21 protein-coding genes are annotated in these 23,891 nt (G+C 61.7%); 14 read left to right on the top strand and 7 right to left on the bottom strand.

The genetic code is table 11. The features are described 5' to 3' along the window. Positions 1–345 precede the first annotated feature (345 nt). The 7 genes from metA (at position 346) to H8S55_RS10190 (ending at position 7,638) form a co-directional block, all read left to right on the top strand. A complete protein-coding gene (gene metA, locus H8S55_RS10160) occupies positions 346–1,260 on the top strand; it encodes a homoserine O-acetyltransferase MetA (protein ID WP_186878877.1) in 915 nt (304 codons plus the stop codon). 269 nt (positions 1,261–1,529) lie between these two features. Then, positions 1,530–2,366: a 3-hydroxyacyl-CoA dehydrogenase family protein gene (locus H8S55_RS10165; protein WP_186878878.1), complete on the top strand. Its 837-nt coding sequence runs from the start codon at positions 1,530–1,532 to the stop codon at positions 2,364–2,366. A 454-nt stretch (positions 2,367–2,820) separates the two neighbouring features. Beyond that, positions 2,821–3,969, top strand: a complete 1,149-nt coding sequence (locus H8S55_RS10170) for an acyl-CoA dehydrogenase (protein WP_186878879.1) — start codon at positions 2,821–2,823, stop codon at positions 3,967–3,969. 18 nt (positions 3,970–3,987) lie between these two features. Next, positions 3,988–4,788, top strand: a complete 801-nt coding sequence (gene acrB, locus H8S55_RS10175; RefSeq protein ID WP_147562546.1) for an acryloyl-CoA reductase electron transfer subunit gamma — start codon at positions 3,988–3,990, stop codon at positions 4,786–4,788. A 20-nt stretch (positions 4,789–4,808) separates the two neighbouring features. Further along, complete coding sequence (gene acrA, locus H8S55_RS10180) at positions 4,809–5,921, top strand: acryloyl-CoA reductase electron transfer subunit beta (RefSeq protein ID WP_186878880.1); 1,113 nt, start codon at positions 4,809–4,811, stop codon at positions 5,919–5,921. A 224-nt stretch (positions 5,922–6,145) separates the two neighbouring features. After that, positions 6,146–7,021 (top strand): dipicolinate synthase subunit DpsA, encoded by an 876-nt coding sequence (dpsA, locus tag H8S55_RS10185; RefSeq protein ID WP_186878881.1) that lies wholly within the window; start codon positions 6,146–6,148, stop codon positions 7,019–7,021. Positions 7,022–7,059: 38 nt separating this feature from the next. Next, complete coding sequence (locus H8S55_RS10190; RefSeq protein WP_147562549.1) at positions 7,060–7,638, top strand: dipicolinate synthase subunit B; 579 nt, start codon at positions 7,060–7,062, stop codon at positions 7,636–7,638. A gap of 55 nt (positions 7,639–7,693) precedes the next feature. Here H8S55_RS10190 and H8S55_RS14375 read toward each other — a convergent pair whose 3' ends face one another. From H8S55_RS14375 to H8S55_RS10220, 7 genes are all read right to left on the bottom strand, one after another. Continuing rightward, complete coding sequence (locus H8S55_RS14375) at positions 7,694–7,816, bottom strand: hypothetical protein (protein ID WP_279287429.1); 123 nt, start codon at positions 7,814–7,816, stop codon at positions 7,694–7,696. A gap of 283 nt (positions 7,817–8,099) precedes the next feature. Then, positions 8,100–9,266: a molecular chaperone DnaJ gene (dnaJ, locus tag H8S55_RS10195; protein WP_186878882.1), complete on the bottom strand. Its 1,167-nt coding sequence runs from the start codon at positions 9,264–9,266 to the stop codon at positions 8,100–8,102. Between the two features lie 192 nt (positions 9,267–9,458). Further along, a complete protein-coding gene (gene dnaK, locus H8S55_RS10200; RefSeq protein ID WP_186878883.1) occupies positions 9,459–11,315 on the bottom strand; it encodes a molecular chaperone DnaK in 1,857 nt (618 codons plus the stop codon). Positions 11,316–11,416: 101 nt separating this feature from the next. After that, complete coding sequence (gene grpE, locus H8S55_RS10205) at positions 11,417–11,971, bottom strand: nucleotide exchange factor GrpE (protein ID WP_186878884.1); 555 nt, start codon at positions 11,969–11,971, stop codon at positions 11,417–11,419. A gap of 19 nt (positions 11,972–11,990) precedes the next feature. Then, positions 11,991–13,079 (bottom strand): heat-inducible transcriptional repressor HrcA, encoded by a 1,089-nt coding sequence (gene hrcA / locus H8S55_RS10210; protein ID WP_186878885.1) that lies wholly within the window; start codon positions 13,077–13,079, stop codon positions 11,991–11,993. A gap of 177 nt (positions 13,080–13,256) precedes the next feature. Continuing rightward, the gene (locus H8S55_RS10215; RefSeq protein WP_186878886.1) at positions 13,257–14,657 is read right to left on the bottom strand and encodes an MATE family efflux transporter; all 1,401 of its coding nucleotides are present in this window, start codon (positions 14,655–14,657) and stop codon (positions 13,257–13,259) included. Positions 14,658–14,696: 39 nt separating this feature from the next. After that, positions 14,697–15,839, bottom strand: a complete 1,143-nt coding sequence (locus tag H8S55_RS10220) for a cysteine desulfurase family protein (RefSeq protein ID WP_186878887.1) — start codon at positions 15,837–15,839, stop codon at positions 14,697–14,699. Between the two features lie 272 nt (positions 15,840–16,111). Here H8S55_RS10220 and H8S55_RS10225 point away from each other — a divergent pair, with 272 nt between their 5' ends. From H8S55_RS10225 to hpt, 7 genes are all read left to right on the top strand, one after another. Beyond that, positions 16,112–16,795: a thiamine diphosphokinase gene (locus H8S55_RS10225; protein ID WP_243200570.1), complete on the top strand. Its 684-nt coding sequence runs from the start codon at positions 16,112–16,114 to the stop codon at positions 16,793–16,795. Between the two features lie 271 nt (positions 16,796–17,066). Next, positions 17,067–17,810 carry a sugar phosphate nucleotidyltransferase gene (locus H8S55_RS10230; RefSeq protein ID WP_186878888.1) on the top strand — a complete coding sequence of 248 codons (744 nt, stop codon included), beginning with the start codon at positions 17,067–17,069 and terminating at the stop codon, positions 17,808–17,810. Positions 17,811–17,922: 112 nt separating this feature from the next. Next, positions 17,923–19,905, top strand: a complete 1,983-nt coding sequence (locus H8S55_RS10235; protein ID WP_186878889.1) for a DHH family phosphoesterase — start codon at positions 17,923–17,925, stop codon at positions 19,903–19,905. Positions 19,906–19,965: 60 nt separating this feature from the next. After that, a complete protein-coding gene (gene rplI / locus H8S55_RS10240; RefSeq protein WP_147562558.1) occupies positions 19,966–20,412 on the top strand; it encodes a 50S ribosomal protein L9 in 447 nt (148 codons plus the stop codon). Positions 20,413–20,520: 108 nt separating this feature from the next. Then, the gene (gene dnaB, locus H8S55_RS10245; RefSeq protein WP_147562559.1) at positions 20,521–21,876 is read left to right on the top strand and encodes a replicative DNA helicase; all 1,356 of its coding nucleotides are present in this window, start codon (positions 20,521–20,523) and stop codon (positions 21,874–21,876) included. A gap of 31 nt (positions 21,877–21,907) precedes the next feature. After that, positions 21,908–23,320 (top strand): tRNA lysidine(34) synthetase TilS, encoded by a 1,413-nt coding sequence (gene tilS / locus H8S55_RS10250; RefSeq protein ID WP_186878890.1) that lies wholly within the window; start codon positions 21,908–21,910, stop codon positions 23,318–23,320. A gap of 15 nt (positions 23,321–23,335) precedes the next feature. After that, entirely contained in the window at positions 23,336–23,884 is a 549-nt protein-coding gene (hpt, locus tag H8S55_RS10255) for a hypoxanthine phosphoribosyltransferase (RefSeq protein ID WP_186878891.1), read from the top strand. The last annotated feature ends 7 nt before the right edge of the window (positions 23,885–23,891 follow it).

A 23,891-nucleotide genomic window follows, 5' to 3' on the forward strand; every position in this document is an offset into this window, starting at 1 on the left:
TCCTGCAGCGGTTTTTAATGATATCACTTCGTTTTCCTTTTGTCAAGAACTTTTTTCAGAAGTTTTTCAACCTCTTCTCAAGTCCTCTCATCCGCCAGGTCCTTGAAGTTTTATCACCGGCTTTTGGCTCGGAGTGATTGCCCCCCTCGCTCAAGCGCTTGCTTATACTACCAGACCCGGCGCGGTTTGTCAACACTTTTTTACGTCTTTTTCCCTTCTTTTTTACTTCTCTTCCTGTGTCCGTCAGACACACACATCCTTCCGCAGAAAACTCTCTTGCAGAAAAACAGCAGTTATGATACCCTGATACATATATCTATATATAATATGTAGGAGGCCACACCCATGCCCATCAAAGTGCCAGACTCCCTGCCTGCCCGGGCCACGCTGGAGGGAGAAAATATCTTCGTCATGACAGAATACCGGGCCATGCACCAGGATATGCGCCCGCTGAACCTTTTAATTCTGAACCTGATGCCCACCAAGATCGTCACGGAGACTCAGCTGCTGCGCAAGCTGTCCAACTCCCCCCTCCAGGTCCAGGTGGAGCTGCTGCACACCTCCAGCCATCTGTCTCAGAACACCGATGCCGACCATCTCTCCTCCTTCTATACGACATTTGATCAGATCAAAGACCGTAAGTACGACGGTATGATCATCACCGGCGCCCCCGTAGAAAACCTGGATTTCACTGACGTGGACTATTGGGACGAGCTGTGCCAGATCATGGAGTGGACCCGCACCCACGTCCACTCCACCTTGCATATCTGCTGGGGTGCTCAGGCCGGACTCTACTACCACTATAATATTCCCAAATACTCTCTGCCCTCCAAACTATTCGGCGTGTTCCCCCACACCCTGATCCGCAAGCAGTCCCCCCTCTTCCGGGGCTTTGACGACGTGTTCTACGTCCCCCACTCCCGCTACACCACCAACCATCTGGAGGACATTCTGGCCCAGCCCGAGCTGGAACTGCTGGCTGTGTCCGAGGAGGCCGGGGTCTTTGCGGTGAAAAGCGAGGATAACCGCCGTTTCTTCATCACCGGACACCCGGAGTATGACCCGGACACCCTGGCTAACGAGTATTTCCGGGACCTGAACAAGGGGCAAGCCCAGAATCTGCCCGCCCACTACTTCCCCAACGACGACCCCACCCAGACCCCCGTGGTCCGCTGGCGCTCCGCCGCCCAGCTGTTTTATACCAACTGGCTGAATTACTACGTCTATCAGACCACCCCTTACGACATCACCAAGATTTAACCCACCCCCCGTCCAGGCCGCGCCCGGGCGGGGCCTTTCCTGCAATATAGCAAAACACCCGGCTTGACATATAGTTTTTTAGTTATGTCTCTCTTGAAAAATAGCGGTTTTAAAAAGAAAATACTAAATTTTTATCGTTTTCCCCTTGATTTCAGCGTGAGAAGCAGTTATACTAATGTACAAGAGAAAAGCCCCGCACAGCGGCTATTCCCATCCTTTGCATTGAGATACTTCGTTCCATTATCTTACATATCTAGGGGGAATCAGTTATGAAAGTTGCGATCTTCGGTGCCGGTACCATGGGCAGCGGCATTGCTCAGGTCTTTGCGGCCAAGGGACACACCGCCCTGATGTACGCCAGCAGCACCGCTTCGGCTCAGCGCCACAAGGACAACCTGTCCAAGTCCCTGCAGAAGCGCGTGGACAAGGGCAAGATGACCCAGGAGGTCAAGGACGCCCTGATGGCCAACATTCTGGTGGAAGAGATAGACGCTGCGGCAGATGCCGACCTGGTCATCGAGTGCGTGAAGGAGGATATGTCCACCAAGCGCGCCCTGCTCAAGCAGCTGGACCCCATCTGCAAGGACGGTGTCATCTTCGCCTCCAACACCTCCTCCCTGTCCATCACCGAGATGGGCCAGGGGCTGAAACACCCCGTTATCGGGATGCACTTCTTCAACCCCGTGCCCACCATGAAGCTGGTGGAGATCATCCGGGGCATCAACACCACCCCCGAGGTATTCAAGTTCATCCAGAATCTGGCCTTCGAGTTAGGAAAAGACCCCGTGGAGGTGGAGGAGTCTCCCGGTTTCGTGGTGAACAAGCTGCTGATCCCCATGATCAACGATGCCATCGCCCTGGTAGAGACCCACGCCGCCACCGTGGAGGACATCGACAAGTCCATGCAGCTGGGTGCCAACCACCCCATGGGCCCCCTGGCCCTGGGCGACTTCATCGGCCTGGATGTCTGTCTGGCCATCATGGAGACCCTGTACAGCGAGTTTGGCGACTCCAAGTACCGTCCCACTTATCTGCTGAAAAAGATGGTCCGCGGCGGCCGTCTGGGCAGAAAAACGGGCCGTGGCTTCTACGACTATTCCAAATAAGCCTTATAAGCCTTCGGCACATTTTCACATCACCTCAGCCCCGGTATTCTGTGAATATCGGGGCTTTTTTCTGTGTTCCCGCCTTTTTTCGGCCACTTACCTCTGTTCTCCGTCATTTCCCCCGTTGCAAAACGTCAAAATTTCGTCAAAAATAGTGAACATTACCAAGGCTCTTTCTCTTGCAATGCCTGGGGTTTGGTGCTATAATTCACACAGTCAAAATCCTGCGAAAGCAGACCATGCTCGATAAACTCCGCAACGATGGGTCAAACTACCCGTGTTGCGATTTTTTCGGGGTCGGATTGTTAAAATTATAACAAATGGCAGCCGACTTGCATGGTAAACGTCCCTGTATCGTCTGCCCGCTGTCTGCTCACTCGATCACTCCCTTGTAGAGAACGCAGGCCGTGGGCTTCCCGATGACCCCCAAGTAAAAAATTAGGAGGACTGAAAAATGGATTTTCATCTGACTAGAGAGCAAGAGATGGTCCGCAAGATGTACCGCGAGTTTGCCGAGACCGAAGTCAAGCCCCTGGCCGAGGAGCTGGACGAGGAGGAGCGCTTCCCCATGGAGACCGTGGAGAAGATGGCCAAGCTCGGTATGATGGGCATCTACTTCCCCAAGAAGTACGGCGGCGCCGGCGGCGATGTGCTGTCCTATGCCATGTGCGTTGAGGAGCTGGCCAAGGTCTGCGGCACCACCGCCGTCGTGGTCTCCGCCCACACCTCCCTGTGCTGCGCCCCCATCTTCGAGCACGGCACCGAGGAGCAGAAAATGAAGTACCTGCCCGACCTGCTGTCCGGCAAGAAGATCGGCGCTTTTGGCCTGACCGAGCCCAACGCCGGTACCGATGCCTCCGGCCAGCAGACCACCGCCGTGCTGGACGAGTCCGGCGAGAACTATATCCTCAACGGCTCCAAGTGTTTCATCACCAACGGCAATGTGGCCTCCACCTTCGTGGTCTTCGCCATGACCGACCCCAAGCTGGGCAACCACGGCATCTCCGCCTTCATTGTTGAGAAGGACTTCCCCGGCTTCTCCGTGGGCAAGCATGAGAAGAAGATGGGCATCCGCGGCTCTTCCACCTGTGACCTGATCTTCGAGGACTGCATCGTGCCCAAGGAGAACCTGCTGGGCAAAGAGGGCCAGGGCTTCAAGATCGCCATGATGACCCTGGACGGCGGCCGTATCGGCATCGCCTCCCAGGCTCTGGGCCTGGGCGAGGGCGCTGTGAACGAGGCCATCAAGTACACCCAGGAGCGCGTGCAGTTCAAGAAGCGCCTGTCCCAGTTCCAGAACACCCAGTTCCAGCTGGCCGACATGCACACCCGGATGCAGGCCGCTCAGTTCCTGGTCTACTCCGCTGCCATGAAGAAGCAGAATCACGAGCCCTACTCCATGGACGCCGCTATGGCCAAGCTGTTCGCGGCTGAGGCTGCCTCCGACGTGACCCGCCGCGCCGTTCAGCTGTTCGGCGGCTACGGCTACACCCGTGAGTACCCCGTGGAGCGCATGATGCGCGATGCCAAGATCACCGAGATCTACGAGGGCACTTCCGAGGTCCAGCGTATGGTCATCGCCAATCACCTGGGTGTGAAATAAGTTAGGAGGCAGATTGAAATGAAAATCATTGTTTGTGTCAAGCAGGTCCCTGATACCTCCGGTAAGGTGGCCGTCAATCCCGATGGCACCCTGAATCGTGCCTCCATGGCTACCATCACCAACCCCGATGACCTGAACGCCGTCGAGGCCGCCCTGACCCTGAAGGAGCAGACCGGCGCCGAGGTGGTCGTGGTCTCCATGGGCCCCCCTCCTGCCGAGGGTATGCTGCGTGAGATCCAGGCCCGCGGCGTGGACCGCGCCGTGCTGGTTTCCGGCCGCGAGTTTGGCGGTTCCGACACCTATGCCACCTCCCAGATCCTGGCCGCTGCCATCAACAAGATCGGCGTGGAGAAGGAAGACATCGTGATGTGCGGCCGTCAGGCCATCGACGGCGACACCGCCCAGGTCGGCCCCCAGATCGCCGAGAAGCTGGGCCTGCCCCAGGTCTCCTATGCCGCCGACATCCAGAAGGACGGCGACACCCTGACCATCAAGCGCATGCTGGAGGACGGCTATATGACCATCAAGGTCAAGACTCCCTGCCTGGTCACCTGCATCAAGGAGCTCAACCAGCCCCGCTATATGAGCGTCGACGGTATCTTTGAGTGCTATTCCAAGCCCTATGAGGTGTTTGACTACAACACCCTGAAGGACGATCCCCTCATCGATCCCACCACCATCGGCCTGAAGGGCTCCCCCACCAACATCTTCAAGTCCTTCACTCCCCCTCAGAAGGGCGTGGGCATGATGCTGGAGGGCGCTGACCGGGCCACCTGCGACAAGCTGGCCGGCATGCTGGCCGCCAAGCACCTGATCTGATAGAAGGGAGATTGAAGAATATGTCTAGCTATAACAGTGCCGCGATCGAGGAGTTCAAGGGCGGCGTTTGGGTATTCTGCGAGCAGCGCCAGGGCACCATGATGTCCACCTCCTTCGAGCTGATCTCCGAGGGCCGCAAGCTGGCTGACGAGCTGGGCTCCAAGCTGTACGGCGTTCTGCTGGGCGACAACGTGGAAGGTCTGGCCAAGGAGCTGGGCGGCTACGGCGCTGACGGCGTCTATGTCTGCCAGGACGCCCTGCTGAAGGACTACACCACCGGCGGCTACACCAAGGCCATCTGCGACCTGGTCCACGAGTATAAGCCCGAGGTCCTGCTCATCGGTGCCACCAACATCGGCCGTGACCTGGGCCCCCGTCTGGCTGCCCGTCTGCACACCGGTCTGTGCGCCGACTGCACCCACCTGGACATCGACGTGCCCAAGTACAAGGACTTCCTGCGCGCCTCCTCCACCCTGGCCCCCGCTGCCATCGACAGCATCAAGGAGGGTGACCGCAATCTGAAGATGACCCGTCCCGCCTTTGGCGGCCACCTGATGGCTACCATCATCTGCCCCCGCTTCCGTCCCGCCATGGCCACCGTGCGTCCCGGCGTGATGAAGAAGGCCGCCTTTGACCAGGCCAAGGCCGATGCCTGCGAGATCATCAAGCCCAACTTCACCCTCACTGCCGACGACGTGCAGACCGAGGTCGTGGAGGTCGTGAAGGCCGCCAAGAAGATGGTCGACCTGATCGGTGCCGACGTGGTCGTCTCCGTGGGCCGCGGCATCTCCAAGGACGTGGAGACCGGCATCAAGCTGGCCGAGGAGCTGGCCGAGGTCCTGGGCGGCGTTGTGGGTGCCTCCCGTGCCGTGGTGGACTCCGGCTGGATGTCCGCCGACCACCAGGTGGGCCAGACCGGCAAGACCGTTCACCCCAAGATCTATGTCGCTCTGGGCATCTCCGGTGCCATCCAGCACAAGGCTGGTATGCAGGACTCTGAGTGCATCATCGCCGTGAACAAGAACGAGACCGCCCCCATCTTCGAGATCGCCGACTACGGCATCTGCGGCGATCTGTTCAAGGTCGTGCCCCAGCTCATCGAGGCCATCAAGGCCGCTCAGGCTGCCAAGTAAGCAGCTTCTCGATAAGAGCGTTCAGCCCCGCTTTCCGATTTGGAAAGCGGGGCTTTTTCACGCCTATTTTGAGCCAGCCCCCACAGTAGGGGCGGATGTCCTCATCCGCCCACTCGATGACCGCCTGGTAACGGCGGGCCGCTGGGGACAGCGGCCCCTACACCAGTTCACCCCTCCCCTCTTCCCCGCATAATCTGGAGCAGTACGAATGTGGGAGGTCCGCTATGAACCATGAACTGAATTTTTGGGTGGTAGGGGGCGACATGCGCCAGCTACGCCTGGCCCAGCTGCTCTCCCAGGACGGCCACACCGTCCACGTTTACGCCCTGGATGCCGGGGGAGAACTCCTCTCCGGTCTCATTCAGGAGGACCACCTGGGCAGCATCGCCCGGGCCGACTGTGTGGTGCTGCCCCTGACCGTGAGCCTGGGGGGTGGGCTGCTCAACGCCCCCCTGTCGGTGGCCGAGCACCCCCTGGCCCCGATCTTAGACCGTCTCTCCCCCCGGCAATTCCTCTGCGGCGGACGAGTAGACCCGGACACTCGCGCCCTGGCTCAGGCCCGGGGCCTGACCATCCACGACTACTTCGCCCGGGAGGAGCTGGCGGTGGCCAACGCAGTACCCACGGCGGAGGGGGCGGTGCAGCTGGCCATGGAGCACCTGCCCATCACCATCCACGGCTCCCGGGTGCTGGTACTGGGCTTTGGCCGGGTGGGCCGCATCACCGCCCAGCGCTTCGGGGCCCTGGGGGCCCGGGTGAGTGTGGCCGCCCGGAAGTTTGACCAGCTGGCCTGGGCCCAGGCCATGGGCTTTGACCCCCAGCCCCTCAACCACCTGGCAGGATGGCTGTGCGGCTATGACCTGGTGGTGAACACCATCCCCGCCCCCGTCCTCACCCGGCGGGAGCTGGAGGACTTAAAGCCCGGCTGTCTCATTCTGGACCTGGCCTCCAAGCCCGGGGGCGTGGATCAGCGGGCGGCGGGGGAGCTGGGACTGACTGTCATCTGGGCCCTGGCCCTGCCGGGAAAGGTGGCGCCCGTCACCGCCGGAGCGGCCATCCAGACCGCCATCTATAACATGCTCCAGGAACTGGGGCGATAGGCTCCGCAAGTCATACGGTTTGAAAGGAAGGGATATTCTTGGAGGAAAAGACAGTCGGCTTTGCCATGTGCGGCTCCTTCTGCACCCACGCCCGGGCCATGGCCGCCCTGGAGCAGGTGCGCGCCCGATGGAGAAACGTGATCCCCATCGTCTCAGAGTGTACTGCCGCCACCGACACCCGCTTCGGAAACGCCCATGACCTGATGCGGGAGATGGAACGCATCTGCGACCACCGGGTCATCGCCACGGTGAAAGCTGCCGAACCCATCGGCCCTCAAAAGCTGCTGGACCTGCTCATCCTCTGCCCCTGCACGGGCAACACCCTGGGCAAGCTGGCCGCCGGGGTCACCGACTCCAGCGTGACCATGGCCGCCAAGGCCCATCTGCGCAACGGCCGCCCCCTGCTCATCGCCCCCTCCACCAACGACGGACTGTCCGCCTCCGCCGCCGCCATCGGGGCCCTGCTGGCCCGAAAATACATCTACTTCGTCCCCTTCGGCCAGGACGATCCCCTGCACAAGCCCACCTCCCTGGTGGCCGACTTCACCCTGGTCCCCGCCGCCGCCCAGGCGGCCCTGGAGGGATACCAGCTCCAGCCCCTGCTGGTCACGCCATAAACGCAAAAGGGCGGCTCCCCGAATTGGGGAGTCGCCCACGCTCTGTTTTGTCCGCTTACATGCCCGTCTTTCTCCCGAAGAGGTGTCCGCCGAAGCAGCCCAGCAGGTCCAGCAGGAAATAGATCGCACTGGTCACAGCCATGGCCACGATGGGGGCGATCACCACGAGGAGGAACATCAAACTCATCCTTGCATAAAATACGTTTCCCAGCAGCACTAACATCTCCTGCTCCTTTCTCCGGTATTGTTGGTTTTGACAACTTCTGTTGAAGTTCTTTTTTCTCCTTTGTCTATATTATATATCTTATTTTCGTTTTAGCTAGTATTTTTAACGTTTTCTTAATATTTTAAAGCTAACGCTTCATATTATAAAGTCCGACCCGCTGTAAACGAAGCTCAGTGCGCAAAAAAGCGCCGCGCTCTTCCATTCTCAGGAAGAATGCGGCGTTTGCCGTGTCTGTTTATTTCTTTTTTATGTGCTTGTCGAAAAAGCCCTTCAGACCGGACTCTTCCTCTGCCGCACCCACGGCCTCGCCCATGGCCGCGCCGAAGGCCCGCAGGGCCTCCTTCTGCTCGGCATTCAGGTTCACAGGCACCTTCACCTTCACGGTAACGTACTGGTCGCCCCGGCCACGGCCCTGGAGGGTGGGGATACCCTTGCCCTTCAGGCGGAAGGTGGTCCCGGGCTGGGTCCCGGCGGGCAGGTTCCACTTCACCTTGCCGTCAATGGTGGGGATTTCCAGTTCCGCGCCCATGGCCGCCTGGTAGAAGGACACCGTCTGCTCATACAGCACGGTACTCCCGTCCCGCTGGAAGATGGGGCTGGGCTTGATGCGGATGCCCACGATCAAATCGCCGGAGGGACCGCCGTTCTTACCCGCGTTGCCCTGGCCCCGGACGGAGATCGCCTGGCCCTCGTTGATGCCGGCGGGGATGTTCACCTCGATGCGGCGCTTCTTGCGTGTCACGCCCGCGCCGCCGCAGCTCTTGCAGGGGCTGTGGATGATCTTACCCGTGCCCCGGCACCGCTGGCAGGGGGCCGTGCTGGTAAAGGCAAAGCCGCCGCCGCCCCGCTGGATGCGTACCACACCGGCACCCCGGCAGTCGGGGCACACCTCCGCCGTGGTCCCGGGCTGACAGCCGGAGCCGTGGCAGTCCTGGCACTCCTCCGTGCGGCTAAGCTCGATCTCCTTCTTGCAGCCAAAGGCGGCCTCCTCAAAGGAGATGGTCAGGTTGGCCCGCAGGCTCTCCCCCCGTTGGGGGGCATTGGCCCGCTGCTGGCCGCCGAAGCCGCCGCCGCCGAAGCCACCGCCGAAGAAGGACCCGAACAGGTCGCCCAGGTCGATGTCTCCCATATCGAACCCACCGCCGCCATAGCCGCCGGCGCCAAAGTTGGGGTCCACCCCCGCATGGCCGAACTGGTCATACTTGGCCCGCTTGTCCTTGTCGGACAGGACCTCATAGGCCTCGTTCACCTCTTTGAACTTGGCCTCGGCCTCCTTGTCCCCGGGGTTCATATCCGGGTGATATTTCTTGGCCAGCTTGCGGTAGGCCTTCTTTAACTCCTCGTCCGTGGCCGTTTTGCTCACGCCCAGGACCTCATAAAAATCTCGTTTCTGTTCTGCCATATCTCTTCACCTTCTGTATCAGGAGGGACGAAAACGGCGGACGCCTGTGCGTTCCCTCGCCGCGTTCCCCACGGCGGAGCGACCTTATGCGCCCGCCTGAACGCCCCGAGTGGGGCGGAAGGATACCTCCCGCCCCACCGAAGCAATATTGTTGTGTTCGGCGCTCCAGAGGGTCTTATTTCCTCCAGAGGCTTACTTCTTGTTGTTGTCGTCGTCCACGACTTCATAGTCGGCATCCACCACATCAGGGCCGGCAGAAGTGCCGCCCTGCTGGGCCTGGCCGCCCATGTCGGGGCCGGGCTGACCGGCCTGGCCGCCCTGCTGGCCATACAGCTTTTCGCTCACGGCGTAGAAAGCCTTCGTCAGCTCCTCGGTGGCGTTCTTGATGGCCTGGGTGTCGGTGCCCTTCAGGGTCTCCTTCAGCTTGCCCAGGGCGCTCTCCACGCTGGCCTTGTCGCCCGCGGGGATCTTGTCGCCCATCTCCTCCAGGGTCTTCTCGGTCTGATAGACCATCTGGTCGCCCTGGTTGCGGATGTCCACCTCTTCCTTGCGCTTGGCATCCTCGGCGGCGAACTGCTCGGCCTCCTTCACGGCCTTGTCGATGTCGTCCTTGGACATGTTGGTGGAGGAGGTGATGGTGATGTGCTGCTCCTTGCCGGTGCCCAGGTCCTTGGCGGACACGTTCACAATGCCGTTGGCATCGATGTCGAAGGTGACCTCGATCTGAGGCACGCCCCGGCGGGCAGGAGCGATGCCGTCCAGGTTGAAGCGGCCCAGGGTCTTGTTGTACTGAGCCATCTCACGCTCGCCCTGGAGCACGTGGACCTCCACGGAGGTCTGGTTGTCGGCGGCGGTGGTAAAGGTCTGGCTCTTCTTCACGGGGATGGTGGTGTTGCGGTCAATGAGCTTGGTCATCACGCCGCCCATGGTCTCGATGCCCAGGGACAGGGGGGTGACATCCAGCAGCAGCAGGTCCTTCACGTCGCCGGTGAACACGCCGCCCTGGAGGGCGGCGCCCATGGCCACGCACTCGTCGGGGTTGATGCCCTTAAAGCCCTCCTTGCCGGTGAGCTTCTTCACCATGTCCTGCACGGCGGGGATACGGCTGGAGCCGCCCACCATCAGCACCTTGGCCAGGTCATTGCCGCTCAGGCCCGCGTCGGACAGAGCCTGGCGCACGGGGCCGGCAGTGGCCTCCACCAGATGGGCGGTCAGCTGGTCGAACTTGGCCCGGGTCAGGGTCAGGTCCAGGTGCTTGGGGCCGGTGGCATCGGCGGTGATATAGGGTAGGTTGATGTTGGTGGAGGTGACGCCGGACAGCTCGATCTTGGCCTTCTCGGCGGCCTCCTTCAGGCGCTGCATGGCCACCTTGTCGCCGGTCAGATCCACGCCCTCGGTCTTCTTGAACTCGGCGGCCATCCAGTCCATCACGCACTTATCAAAGTCGTCGCCGCCCAGGCGGTTGTTGCCGGCGGTGGCCAGCACCTCGATCACACCGTCGTCGATGTCCAGGATGGACACATCGAAGGTGCCGCCGCCCAGGTCATACACCATGACCTTCTGGGCCGTCTCCTTGTCCACGCCATAGGCCAGGGCCGCGGCGGTGGGCTCGTTGATGATACGCTTCACGTCCAGACCGGCGATCTTGCCGGCATCCTTGGTGGCCTGACGCTGGGCATCAGTGAAGTAGGCGGGGACGGTGATGACCGCCTCGGTGACGCTCTGGCCCAGATAGGCCTCGGCATCCGACTTCAGCTTCTGCAGGATCATGGCGCTGATCTCCTGGGGGGTGTACTTCTTGCCGTCGATGTCCACCTTATAGTCGGTGCCCATCTCACGCTTGATGGAGATCACGGTGCGGTCGGGGTTGGTGATGGCCTGGCGCTTTGCCACCTGGCCCACCATACGCTCGCCGTCCTTGGAGAAGGCCACCACAGAGGGGGTGGTCCGGTTGCCTTCCGCGTTGGGGATGACCACGGCGTCGCCGCCCTCCATCACAGCCACGCAGCTATTTGTAGTACCCAGGTCGATACCAATGATCTTAGACATAATCAATTCCTCCAATATATGAAAAAGTGTGTGTTTACAAGGTTACTATTTTCAAATTCCCGTTTGCCTTTCAGCCGGACGGAAAAGTGATATCAAATTTATCAGTTGGCCACTTTCACCATGGCGAAGCGGATGACCTTTTCGCCGCACTGAAAGCCCGTCTGGAACACCTCAGCCACCACGTTCTGGCCCAGGCTCTCGTCCTCCACATGCATCACCGCATTGTGATACTTGGGGTCGAAGGGCTGGCCCTGGGCGGGGATCTCGGTGATACCCAGCTTGGTCAAAACCTCTTTCAGCTGGTTCATGGTCATCTCCACGCCCTTTTTAAAGGCCTCGTCGGCGGTATCCTGCTTCAGGGCCCGCTCCAGATTGTCATAGACGGGGAGGAAGGCCCCGGCGGTGTCCGCCTTCACGTCGGTCCAAAGGGATTCCTTCTCTTTGGCGGTGCGCTTGCGGTAGTTGTCATACTCCGCAGCCAGGCGCAGGTATTTGTCCTCCTGCCCGGCCACCTGGTCCTTCAGCGACTCCAGCTCGCTCAGCAGCGGATCGACTGCCGTCTCCTCAGGCTCGGCTGCCACCTCCTGCTTGACGTCCTGCTCCTCCACTGCGGGCTCCTGCTGGGGCGTCTCGTTCTGCTTTTCCTTCTTGCTCATAGCTGTGCGCTCCTTTTATCTAGTTCTCATTGTCGTCCCGGCGCTCCGGCCCCAGCTCCTGCTGGACCTCCCCGGCGGGGAGCTCCCCCTTGCCGAACATCTTGGTCAGGCTCTCGGCAAAGTAGGACAGGCGGGCCGTCACCTTGGCGTAATCCATGCGGGTGGGACCCACCACGCCGATCACGCCCTTCATATTGTCCCCGATGTCATAGCTGGCCATCACCACGCTGGTGTCTTTCAGGGCCTCGCTGACATTTTCGGGACCAATGAGGATATCCATGTTCTTGCCCGTCATGGGCACCGGCAGCTTGGAGGCATCCTTCTCCTCGCTGAGATAGGTCATCAGGGGCTTGGCCTTGTCCAAGCTGTGATACTCCGGGTGCTCCAGCAGGTGGGTGATGCCGGCGGTGTGGACCATCTGGTTTCCCTGCTGGGCCAGCACCTCCTGGGCAAACTGTACCACGATGGAGATGAGGTCAAACGCGGCTGCCGCCGTCCGGGTCTCCATCTTGTCCAGGGTCTGCTCCATCTCCTCCCGGGACACGCCCACAAAGGAGCTGTTCAGCACAGCGGACAGCAGCTGGATCTGGGTGTCAGACACCGGCTCGGCCACATGGACCAGCTTATTTTTCACCACGCTGTTGTCCGTCATGACCACGGCGATAAACGCCCGCTCCTCCACCACCAGCAGGTCATACCGCTTCACTGTCACCTGGTCTTTCACCGTGGCGGCAGTGAACACGGGGTAGTCGCTGATCTGGGAGAGGACTTTGCCCGCCCGGTCAATGACCCGGTCCAGCTCCTCCATCTTCACGTTCAGCGCCTGGTTGATCCGCTCGGTCTCCTGCAAGGTCAGCTGGTGGCGGTCCATCAGCTCGTTCACATACAGGCGATAGCCTGCAGCGGAGGGGATGCGTCCGGCGGAGGTGTGGGGCTGTTCCAGCAGCCCCAGCTCCGTCAGGTCGGCCATCTCATTTCGGATGGTGGCGGTGGACACATCCAGCCGGGCCTTCTCGGCCACGACCTTAGAGCCCACCGGCTCGGCGGTCTCGATATAGGTCTCTACAATGGCCTGCAATATTCGCTTTTTACGTTCTGTCAGTTCCATTGCGCCGCCGTTCCTTTCGGTTTCGTTTCTTAGCACTCACTCTTCCCGAGTGCTAAAGATAATATACCCCCCGGGTGGGGAATTGTCAATAGGGACTTTATGAATTTATTTTAAACAAAACAATGCCGAGGCTTCCCTTGCAGAAAAGCTTCGGCATTGCTAATTTTATATTCTGTTTCAGTCCAGTGCTTTTGCCAGCGGATGGACCGCCGTGACGTCTCTCACCCACTTGCCGGAGCGCAGTCTGCTGATGCCCATCGAACACTTGATGACCTGTTCCAGGGGGAAGGCCAGATACACCCACAGCACGGGCAGACGCAGCACCAGGCCGCAGATGGCGGCATAGGGGATGGCGCAGGTCCACAGGGGGCCGATGTCGATCAGGGTAGCCGCCCGCACGTCGCCGCCGCCCCGGAGCACGCCCACGATGTTCACGCTGTTGAAGTCTTTCAGCGTCATATACAGGGCCATCACGGTGATCATCATGGTGGCCACCGACTCCGCCCCCTCGGACAGGTGGAACAGGGGGAATACCCACACCGGCGCAACAAACCGGGCAAACAGCCACAGCAGCACCCCCAGACAGGCTCCGCACAGGGCGGCCAGGGTGTTCAGCGTCAGGCCGGTGTTGTATACCTGGTCAGTCCGCCCCGCACCGATCTCCCGGCCGATGATGATGGCCGCGGTGGCGGCGATGCCAAAGGAGAACACCATGCAGATCTTCTCCACGTTGCCCGCAATGGTATAGGCGGCCAGTATCTCGGTGGAGCCCTCCATGTGACCCATCACCGTGGCGAACATAGAGGTGCCCAGTCCCCACAAGGTCTCGTTGCACACCACCGGGCCGCCATAGCGGACAAAGCGTTTGAGCATATCCAGGCCGGGCAGCAGCACCAGAGCGGGCTGCACCCGGAAGAATTTTGTCGTAAGCAGATGCACCACCACGATGACCAGTTCCGCACTTCTGGCGATGAGGGTGGCCAGCGCCGCACCGCGCACCCCCAAGGCGGGCGCGCCCAGATTGCCGAAGATAAACACCCAGTTCAAGAAGGTGTTCAGCGTCATGGATACCATCAGAATATACAGACCCAGCTGAGGGCGCTCCATACTGCGATAGGCCGTGACATACATCATGGTCAGCGCCGAAAAGACATAGGACAGCCCGGCCAGCTTGCCGTATTGGGCGGCCAGCGCAATGACCTCCCCCTGGTTACCGAACAGGCTTAAAAAGGGGATGGGACACACCAGCAATATGCCGGCAAACAGGGCCGTGATGGAAACGGCGATCCAGATGGACACGCCCATCACCCGATTGATGGCGCCCATGTCCTGCTTGCCCCAATATTGGCTCAGCAAAACGGTGGCGCCGCTCTGTACGCCGAAGATAAACAGCTGCACCACATAGAGGGGGATGTTGGCCAGGGCCACCGCCGCCATGGGGGTCTCCCCCAGCATACCCACCATAAAAGTGTCCGCCATGCCCAGGGCGCTGGTGATCAAGTTTTGCAGCACAATGGGGGTGGCCAGGGCCACCACCTCTTTATAAAAACCAGGCCGCTGCTTCATATAAGAAAACACGGTCTCTCTCCTTCCTGTTAGGGCCTTTTGGGCCGCAAGTTAAGACATAGAGGGGAACAGCTGCGCCTGAGCCGCCTGCAGTCCCTCCACCAGGGCATCGATATCCTCCCGGGTGGTGTCATAGGAGAAGCTCAGCCGCAGGGCTCCGTCCTGCTCCTTTTTTGGGAGCTTCAGGGCGGCATACACATGGCTGGGCTTGCCCTTGTGACAGGCGGAGCCGGAGGAGATATACACCCCCCGGTCGCTTAAAAAGCGCACCACCACCTCGCTCTTATAGCCCACCAGGCTGATGGGCAAAATGTGGGGCGCGCCCCCCTCCACCAGCACCTTTCCCTGGGGGACGGCGCTCTTTAGCCGGTCCATGGCGTACTGCTTCAGGTCGGCCATGGCGGCCAGGTCCCGCTCCAGGGTGGCCCGTCCGGCGGTAACGGCGGCGGCCAGGGCGGCCAGCTGCCCCGTGGCCTCGGTGCCCGAGCGCAGACCGTTTTCCTGTCCGCCGCCCCGGATGAGGGGCGAAATTTTCAGGCCCTTCCGAATATACATGGCCCCGATGCCCTTGGGGGCGTGGATCTTGTGGCCGCTGATGCTCAGCAGATCCACCCCCAGCTGTCTGGGGGTAAAGGGCACCTTTAAAAAGCCCTGCACCCCGTCGCAGTGGAGCAGCGCCCCGCTGCCGGCCTCCTTCAGTACCCGGGCCGTCTCCGCCACCGGGAGAATGGTGCCCAGCTCGTTGTTCACCAGCATCATGGACACCAGAATGGTGTCCGGCCGCAGGGCCTCCTTCACCTGCCGGGCGGTGATGTTCCCGCTCCGGTCGGGCTGGAGATAGGTCACCTCATAGCCCTCCCGCTCCAGGGCCCGGCAGGGCTCCAGCACCGCCGCATGCTCGATGGCGGTGGTGATGATGTGCTTTCCCTTCCGCTTGCCCAGCTCTGCGGCGGCCCGGATGGCCCAGTTGTCGCTCTCGGTGCCGCAGGAGGTAAAGACCACCTCCTCCGGCATACAGCCCAGTCCGGCGGCCACCTCCCCCCGCCACTGCTTCACCTGCTCTGCCGCCCGGCTGCCCAGGGCGTGGCGGGCAGAGGGATTGCCCCACTCCTCCGTCATGGCCTTCACAGCCGCCTGAGCCGCCTCCGCCCGCACAGGGGTGGTGGCCGCGTTGTCCAAATAATGTCCCGTCATGTTCTTGTCTCCTGTATGAAAATCAAGGGCGGCCAAAGCCGCCCGTTTTTCCGATCGCGTTATCATTCTATCTGCTGCCATCAGGAAAGTCAACGGCTCCCACAGGAAATTTTGCAGAAAAGAGCCCCAAATATGTCTTTCCTATTTCAAAAGCGGGAGCATCTGTGCTATAATGATTTTGATTCGCTCCACCTCAAGCCGCCGAACCCGATATGATCCCCTTTCCCGGCGGCGGTGGATCAGAAAACGCAGTGAATTAAGGAAGGTCCGTTATGGCAAATCAAGACCGTATCTGTTATGTAGTGGGGGCCATGTCTCTGTCCCTGTCCCTGCGCCCCTCCCCCGCCCCCGGGGACTATGTCATTGCCGCCGACCGGGGCTATGACTCCCTGATGGCCTATGGTGTCACCCCCGACCTGGTGGTGGGGGACTTCGACTCCCTGGGCTATACGCCCCAGCACCCCAACGTCACCCAGCTCCCCGCCGAGAAGGATGACACCGACATGGTGTTCGCCCTGCGCCGGGGGCTGGAGCTGGGCTATCGCCGCTTCGTGCTGCTGGGCGGCCTGGGCGGCCGGCTGGAGCACACCCTGGGCAACCTCCAGCTGCTGGACTGGCTGAGCACCCAGGGGGCCGTGGGCTTTCTGGCCGGGGAGAAAACCGTGGTCACCGCCCTGCGGGACAGCTCTCTCGCCTTTCCCCCCACCATGTCCGGCTATCTGTCCGTGCTGTGCAGCAGCGGCACCGCCCACGGGGTCACCCTGTCCAATTTGAAATACCCGCTCACGGGCTATGACATGACCAGCAGCTTCCCCATCGGCGTGAGCAACGAGTTTCTCCCCGACCGGCCCGCCGCCGTCTCCGTGAAGGACGGCTGCCTGCTGCTGATCTGGGAGGACAAGGGGGACTTCTATGTCCGTCTGCCCAAGCTCTGGGCCCGGGGCCAGGCGCTGTAAATCAGAGGACGAATCCCTCAGTCATCGCCGTTGGCGATGCCAGCCCCCTTTCACAAGGGGGCCTAAAAGGCCGCATCATCAGCCCCCCTTGTCAAAGGGGGGAGGGCCGCGAAGCGGCGGGGGGATTCCGGTTGAAAGAACAAAGCTCCTGTAGGGGCGGATATCATCCGCCCGCGACACCGGAACGCCAACAATCGGGCGGCTGATAGCTGCCCCTACACCGGCTCTCGATGGCTTTCAGACCCCCAACTCAACAAAAGGAGACTTTCATATGGATCACAACGTAAAGGCCCTGGTGCTGGCCGCCGGCAAGGGCACCCGTCTACAGACCGAGGGCATTGACCTGCCCAAGGTCATGCGCCAGGCGGACGGCCACCCCCTGCTCTACTATGTGCTGCGGGGATTGTCCTTCCTCCCCCCGGAGGATATCATCCTGGTGGTGGGCTGGAAGAAGGAGAAGGTCCTATCCGCCTTTCCCCAGTACCCCCACGCCGTGCAGGAGACGTTAAACGGCACCGGTGGGGCCGTGCAGTACGCCGCCCCCCTGCTGGAGGGCTTCGACGGCCATCTCATCGTCTGCTGCGGCGATGCGCCCATGATGCGGCAGCAGACCTTCCAGTCCCTGGTGGACACCCATCTGAGTCAAGGCAACGCCTGCACCATGCTCTCCGCCCGCCTGGACGAGGGGGGCAGCTATGGTCGGGTGCTGCGGGAGCCGGACGGCTCCTTCCGCTGCATCGTAGAGGCCCGGGACTGCACCCCGGAGCAGGCCGCCGTCACCGAGGTGAACACCGGCACCTATGTCTTTCACGTCCCCGCCCTGCTGCGGGTGCTGGATCTGCTGAACAACAACAACGCCCAGGGGGAGCTCTACCTCACCGATGTCCCCGCTCTTTTAAAGACCCAGGGCCTGCGGGTGGGCCTGTGCGACACCTGCGCCCCCGATGAGATGTTGGGTGTGAACACGGTGGAGCAGCTCCGCCAGGTGGAGCTGCTGCTCCGTGCCCAGGGCTGACGGACTTGTTTTCCCCCGCCGCATCTGTTATAATGGCTTGTATTTTCCCCTTTTCTCCCCACGCGGGAGAGTGCTGCGGGCCCTGTCCCGCCTATGAAAGGAGACATTCCCATTGAACCGGAAGCTTGCGCGGCTGTTTCAACCCAGCTTTCAGCTGTATTTCGTCTGTCTGGTCCTGTTTGCCCTGATCTCCGCCTTTTTCTCCATCCCCCTGGCTGTGGTCGAGCTGGCCGCGATTTTGGCCCTGGCCGTCTACAGCCGACAGCACACCAACCGCTGCCGGCGAGAGATCGCCCGCTATCTGGAGAACGTCACCGGCACGGTGGACACCGCCACGAAAGATACCATGGCCAACTCCCCCCTGCCCATGATCATCTTCCGCCCGGAGAGCGACGACATCATCTGGACCAACGACCGCTTTCTCCAGCTCACCGGCGAGCGGGAGCACCTGTTCGATGCCAAGCTGTCCGCCCTCATCCCCGGCTTCGACTCCCGGTGGCTCATGGAGGGCAAAACCGAGTGCCCCACCGAGGTGGAGTATGGCAGCCGCCGGTTTTTGGTCTTTGGCCATCTGGTGCGCACCGGGGGCCGCAGCGGCGGTTTTCTGGCCACCACCTATTGGGTGGATGTGACCGAGTTTTCTCTGATCCGGGAGCGGTATCAGGCCACCCGCCCCGTGGCCGCCGTGCTTCTGCTGGACAACTATGACGAGCTGATGAAGAACCTGACGGAGAACCAGCGCTCGGCTCTGGTGTCCGAGATCGACTCCCGCCTGGACGAGTGGGTGGCCGAATCGGGCGGTATGCTCCGCCGCTATCAGCGGGAGCGCTATCTCTTCATCTTCGATGAACAGTATCTGGCCAAATTTATCGAAAACAAGTTTGACATTCTGGATGCCATCCATCAGGTGGTCAACCCCAGCGGCATCAACGCCACATTGTCCATCGGCGTGGGCAAGGACGGGGAGACCTATCGGGAGCTGTTCCAGTTTGCCAACCTGTCCATCGACATGGCCCTGTCCCGGGGCGGCGACCAGGCCGTCATCCGCAACAAGTTTACTTTCGAGTTCTATGGCGGCCGCTCCAAGGAGACGGAAAAGCGCACCAAGGTAAAAAGCCGGGTCATGGCCAACGCCCTGTCCGCTCTGGTGTCCGACTCCTCCCAGGTGTTCATCATGGGCCACCGCTCCCCGGACAACGACTGTCTCGGTGCGGCGGCGGGCGTGTGCGCCCTGTGCCGGAAAAACGGCGTTCCCGTCCACATCATCAAAGAGGCCGCGCCGCCCCCGGCCCAGGAGCTCATCGACCGGCTTTCTCCCCTGCCCGAGTATCAGGACTGCTTCCTCACTGCCCAGGAGGCCCTGCTCATCGCCGACTCCCGCTCCCTGACCGTGGTGGTGGACACCAACCGGCCCGATCAGGTCCAGGCGGCGGAGCTGCTGGAGTCCTGCAACCGGGTGGCCGTGATCGACCACCACCGCCGGGCCGCCACCTACATTGAGGGGGCCGCCCTGAACTACCACGAGCCCTATGCCTCCTCCGCCTCTGAGATGGTCACGGAGCTGCTGCAATACATTGTGGAGCCCAACCAGATCCTGCGCTCCGAGGCCGAGGCCCTGCTGGCCGGCATCGTGCTGGACACCAAGAATTTCACCATGCGCACCGGTGGCCGCACCTTCGAGGCGGCGGCCTTCCTCCGCCGCTCCGGCGCAGACACCGCCGAGGTGAAAAAGCTCTATCAAAACGACCTGGCCGACACGGTGGCCAAATACGCCCTCATCCAGAACGCCCAGCTCTATCGGGACCACATCGCCCTGGCCGTCAGCCCCCAGCCGGTGAACCGCATCATCGCCGCCCAGGCCGCCGACGAGCTGCTGAACATCATGGGCATCGACACCTCCTTTGTGGTCGCCCCCGACGGGGACAAGGTGAACCTGTCCGCCCGCTCCATGGGGGACACCAACGTTCAGGTCATCCTGGAAAAACTGGGCGGCGGCGGCAACGCCGCAGCGGCAGGGGGCCAGGTGTCCGGCCAAAGCGTGGATGAGGTGGCCCAGGCACTGAAAGAAGCCATCGATCAATACTTTGAAAAATAAATTCGTGCCCCCCGCCCCTGCGGGGCGGGACGCACAAGACATCTACTGGAGGTTTTAACTATGAAAGTCATTCTCACTCAGGACGTTAAGAGCCAGGGCAAAAAGGGCCAGCTGGTGGACGTGTCCGACGGCTATGCCCGCAACTTCCTGCTGCCCAAAAAGCTGGCCGTCATCGCCACCGCCGAAAACCTGAACACCATGAAGCAGCAGGAGAAGGCCCGCAAGGCCCAGGAGGCCGCCGAGAAGGCCGAGGCCGAGGCCACCGCCAAAAAGCTGAAGGATATGACCGTGAAGATCGCCGCCAAGGCCGGCGAGGGCGGCCGTCTGTTCGGCGCCGTCACCGCCAAGGAGGTCAGCGAGGCCCTCTCTGAGCAGTACGGCGTGAACATCGCCAAGACCAAGCTGGTCCTGGACGAGCCCATCAAGGCCTGTGGCGGCTATCAGATCAAGGCCAAGCTGGGCTACGAGGTGGTAGGCACCGTCAGCGTCATGGTCACCGAAGCCTGAATCTCTCCCGCTCCGGCGGATAAAAACGCGGCCACCTGAACCCTGGCCGCGTTTTGTCACTTTTTCCTGTTTGATTTTTCCCCGATCTTAGGTTTGGAGGCGATCCCTATGGCAACGGAAGAGGAGGAGCTGCTGCTGCGCCAGCTGCCCCACAGCACAGAGGCCGAGCAGGCCGTTTTGGGCTCGATGCTCATCGACCCCCGCTGTGTGCCCGAGGTCATCGACAAGCTCCGTCCCGACGATTTCTATCTCCAGCAGAACCGGGACATCTACGAGACCATCTACTCCATGTTCAACTACTCCATGACCATCGACCCCGTCACGGTGCTGGAGAACATGAAGCAAAACGGCGTCTATGACGAGAACCAGTCCCGGGGCTATCTCCTCCAGCTCATGGACACCACCCCCACCGCCGCCAATGTCAAGGAATACATCGACATTCTTAAGGACAACACCCTCCAGCGCCGGGTGGCCGAGACGGCGGGGGACCTGCTGGCCATGGTCCGCCAGGGCTCCGACACCGGGCAGGACATTCTGGAGGCGGCGGAGCAGCGCATCTACGCCATCCGCCAGGGCCGCTCCGCCCGGGGCCTCACCCCCATCTCCGACGTCATCATCGACGTGTACGACCGCCTGGCCGAGCTGGCCGCCAGCGACAGCGCCATCCCCGGCCTGTCCACCGGGTTAAGAGACCTGGACCGGGCCATCTCCGGTCTGAACAAGTCCGACCTCATCCTTCTGGCCGCCCGCCCCGGCATGGGCAAGACCTCCATGGCCCTGAACATCCTGCTGGATGCGGGCAAAAAGTCGGGCAAGCAGGTGGCCTTCTTCTCCCTGGAGATGAGCCGGGAGCAGCTGGCCCTGCGTCTCATTTCCAGCGAGTGCTTTGTGGACAACAAAAAGCTGGTCACCGGCAAGCTCACCGACGACGACTGGGACAAGATCGCCGTGGCCGCCGACTCGCTGAACCAATCCCGCATCCTCATCGACGATGACTCCTCCGTCACCGTGGCCGACATCAACGCCAAGTGCCGCCGGGTGGAGGACCTGGGGCTGGTGGTCATCGACTATCTCCAGCTGATGCAGTCCGCCGGGGGCAAGACCCGCCAGGGGGACAACCGCCAGCAGATCGTCTCCGACATCTCCCGCTCCTTGAAGATCATGGCCAAGGAGCTGAACGTCCCCGTGCTGTGCTTAAGCCAGCTCTCCCGTGCCAACGAGTCCCGCACGGACAAGCGTCCCATGCTGTCCGACCTGCGTGAGTCGGGTGCCATCGAGCAGGATGCAGACATCGTCATGTTCCTCTATCGGGAGGGCTATTACAACAAGGACACCGAGAACCCCAACCTGGCCGAGTGCATCGTCGCCAAAAACCGCCACGGCGAGACCCGCACCATCGAGCTGCAGTGGCTGCCCGACTTCACCTCCTTCAGCGACATCGAGTGGCAGCACAGCGAACCCTGAATTCTGATGATCTTTTCTGGGAGGCCCGGCTATGCTGGAGCAAATGCGACAACTCATCTCCTCCGCCGCCCTGCTGCCCCCGGGCAGCCATGTCCTGTGCGCCGTATCCGGGGGAGCCGACTCCGTCTGTCTGCTCCACGCCCTGTATCACCTGCGGCCCAGCTTGAACTTTTCTCTCTCCGCCGCCCACTATGACCACGGTCTGCGGGGAGAGGATTCCACACAGGATGCCAGATTTGTGGAACAATTCGTCTCTCTGTGCTGCGGGGAGCAGCGTCTGCCCGACGGGCGGGTGCTTCCCCCGGTAAAATTGTACCAAGAAAAGGGCGATGTGGGGAAAGAGGCCGCCCGCACCGGGGCGGGCATCGAAGAGACCGCCCGCATCCTGCGCTATGCCTTTCTCCGCCGGGCCGCCCAACAGGCGGGTGCCAATTTCATCGCCACCGCCCACACCGCCGACGACAACGCCGAGACCATCCTCTTCCACCTCTCCCGGGGCTCCGGGCTCCGGGGCCTCACCGGCATCGCCCCCCGCCGGGACGGCCTGATCCGCCCCCTGCTCACCACCACCCGGCACGAGATCGAGGACTATCTCCGCTACTACGCCCTCCCCCACCGGGAGGACCGCACCAATTTCGACGACACCTATGCCCGCAACCGCATCCGCCATCAGGTGGTCCCCGTGCTGGACGGCCTGTTCCCCGGCTTCTCCCCCCGGATGTCCCAGGTGGCCGCCCGGCTGCGGGCGGACGAGGACTATCTGTCCGACCAGGCCCGGGCCGTCTCCGGCCGGGCCGTCCGTCGGGACGGCGGTCTGGCCATCCCCGCCGCCGCTTTGGCCCAGGCCCCCGGCCCACTGGCCGTCCGGGCCCTGCGCCAGCTGCTGGACGTTCTGTGCGGCGGGGACTGGACGGGCTCCGCCGTCCATCTGGAATCCGTCCTGGCCCTGTGCCGCACGGTTGGGCCCTCGGCACAGATCTCCCTGCCCCACGGGCTTATCGCCCGGCGGGAGTACGATGACCTGGTCCTCGCCCCAGCCGCCCGGGAAACGCTGCCCATCTGTCCCCTGCCCCTGCCCGGCACGATCCGGGCAGGACCCTGGACGGTGGAGGTGACCGGTGCCCTTTACCGGGGGGAGATGCAGACCCCCTTCGACCTCTGGCTGGCCCAGAGCGAAGCCCCCCTCACCCTCCGCCCCCGGCAGACCGGGGATCGGCTGCGTCTGCCCGGCAGGCCGGAGAAAACGGTGAAAAAGTGGCTCATCGACGAAAAGATCCCCCGCTCCCGCCGGGACCTGCTGCCCGTGCTGGCCGCCCCCTCCGGCATCGCCGCCGTGGCGGGACTGGGGGCTGCGGCGGAGCATATCCCAAAGCCCGGCCAGGCGGCCTGGCACATCCGATTTATTCACAAGCCCCACGGGGCAGAAGATCACGAAAACGTCTGAAAGGAAGCAACTGTTATGTCCATTTTTGACAACGATATTCAAGAGGTGCTGTTCAGCGAGGAGCAGCTAAAAAACCGTGTTCAGGAGATCGCCCGGCAGATCACCGCCGACTATCAGGGCAAGGAGATCATGCTCATCAGCGTCCTGCGGGGCTCCTTCGTGTTCATGGCCGACCTGTGCCGGGCCATCGACCTGCCCTGTACGCTGGACTTTATGGCCGTCTCCTCCTATGGCAAGGGCACCAAGTCCAGCGGTCAGGTGCAGATCACCAAGGACCTGTCCGAGGATATCACCGACCGGCACATCATCGTGGTGGAGGACATTCTGGACAGCGGCAACACCCTGAGCTATCTGCTGAAAATTCTGGAGAACCGCCACCCCGCCTCCATCCGCCTGTGCACCCTGCTGGACAAGCCTGAACGCCGGGTAAAGCCCGTTCAGGTCCACTACTCCGGCTTCACCATCCCCGATGCCTTTGTGGTGGGCTATGGTCTGGACTACGCCGAGAAATACCGCAATCTGCCCTACATCGGCATCCTCAAGCCCCGGGTCTACGGCGGCTGAGCCTGTC

The sequence above is a fragment of the Flintibacter faecis genome, from assembly GCF_014287875.1.
In the GTDB taxonomy this organism is placed as follows: Bacteria; Bacillota; Clostridia; order Oscillospirales; family Oscillospiraceae; genus Lawsonibacter; species Lawsonibacter faecis_A.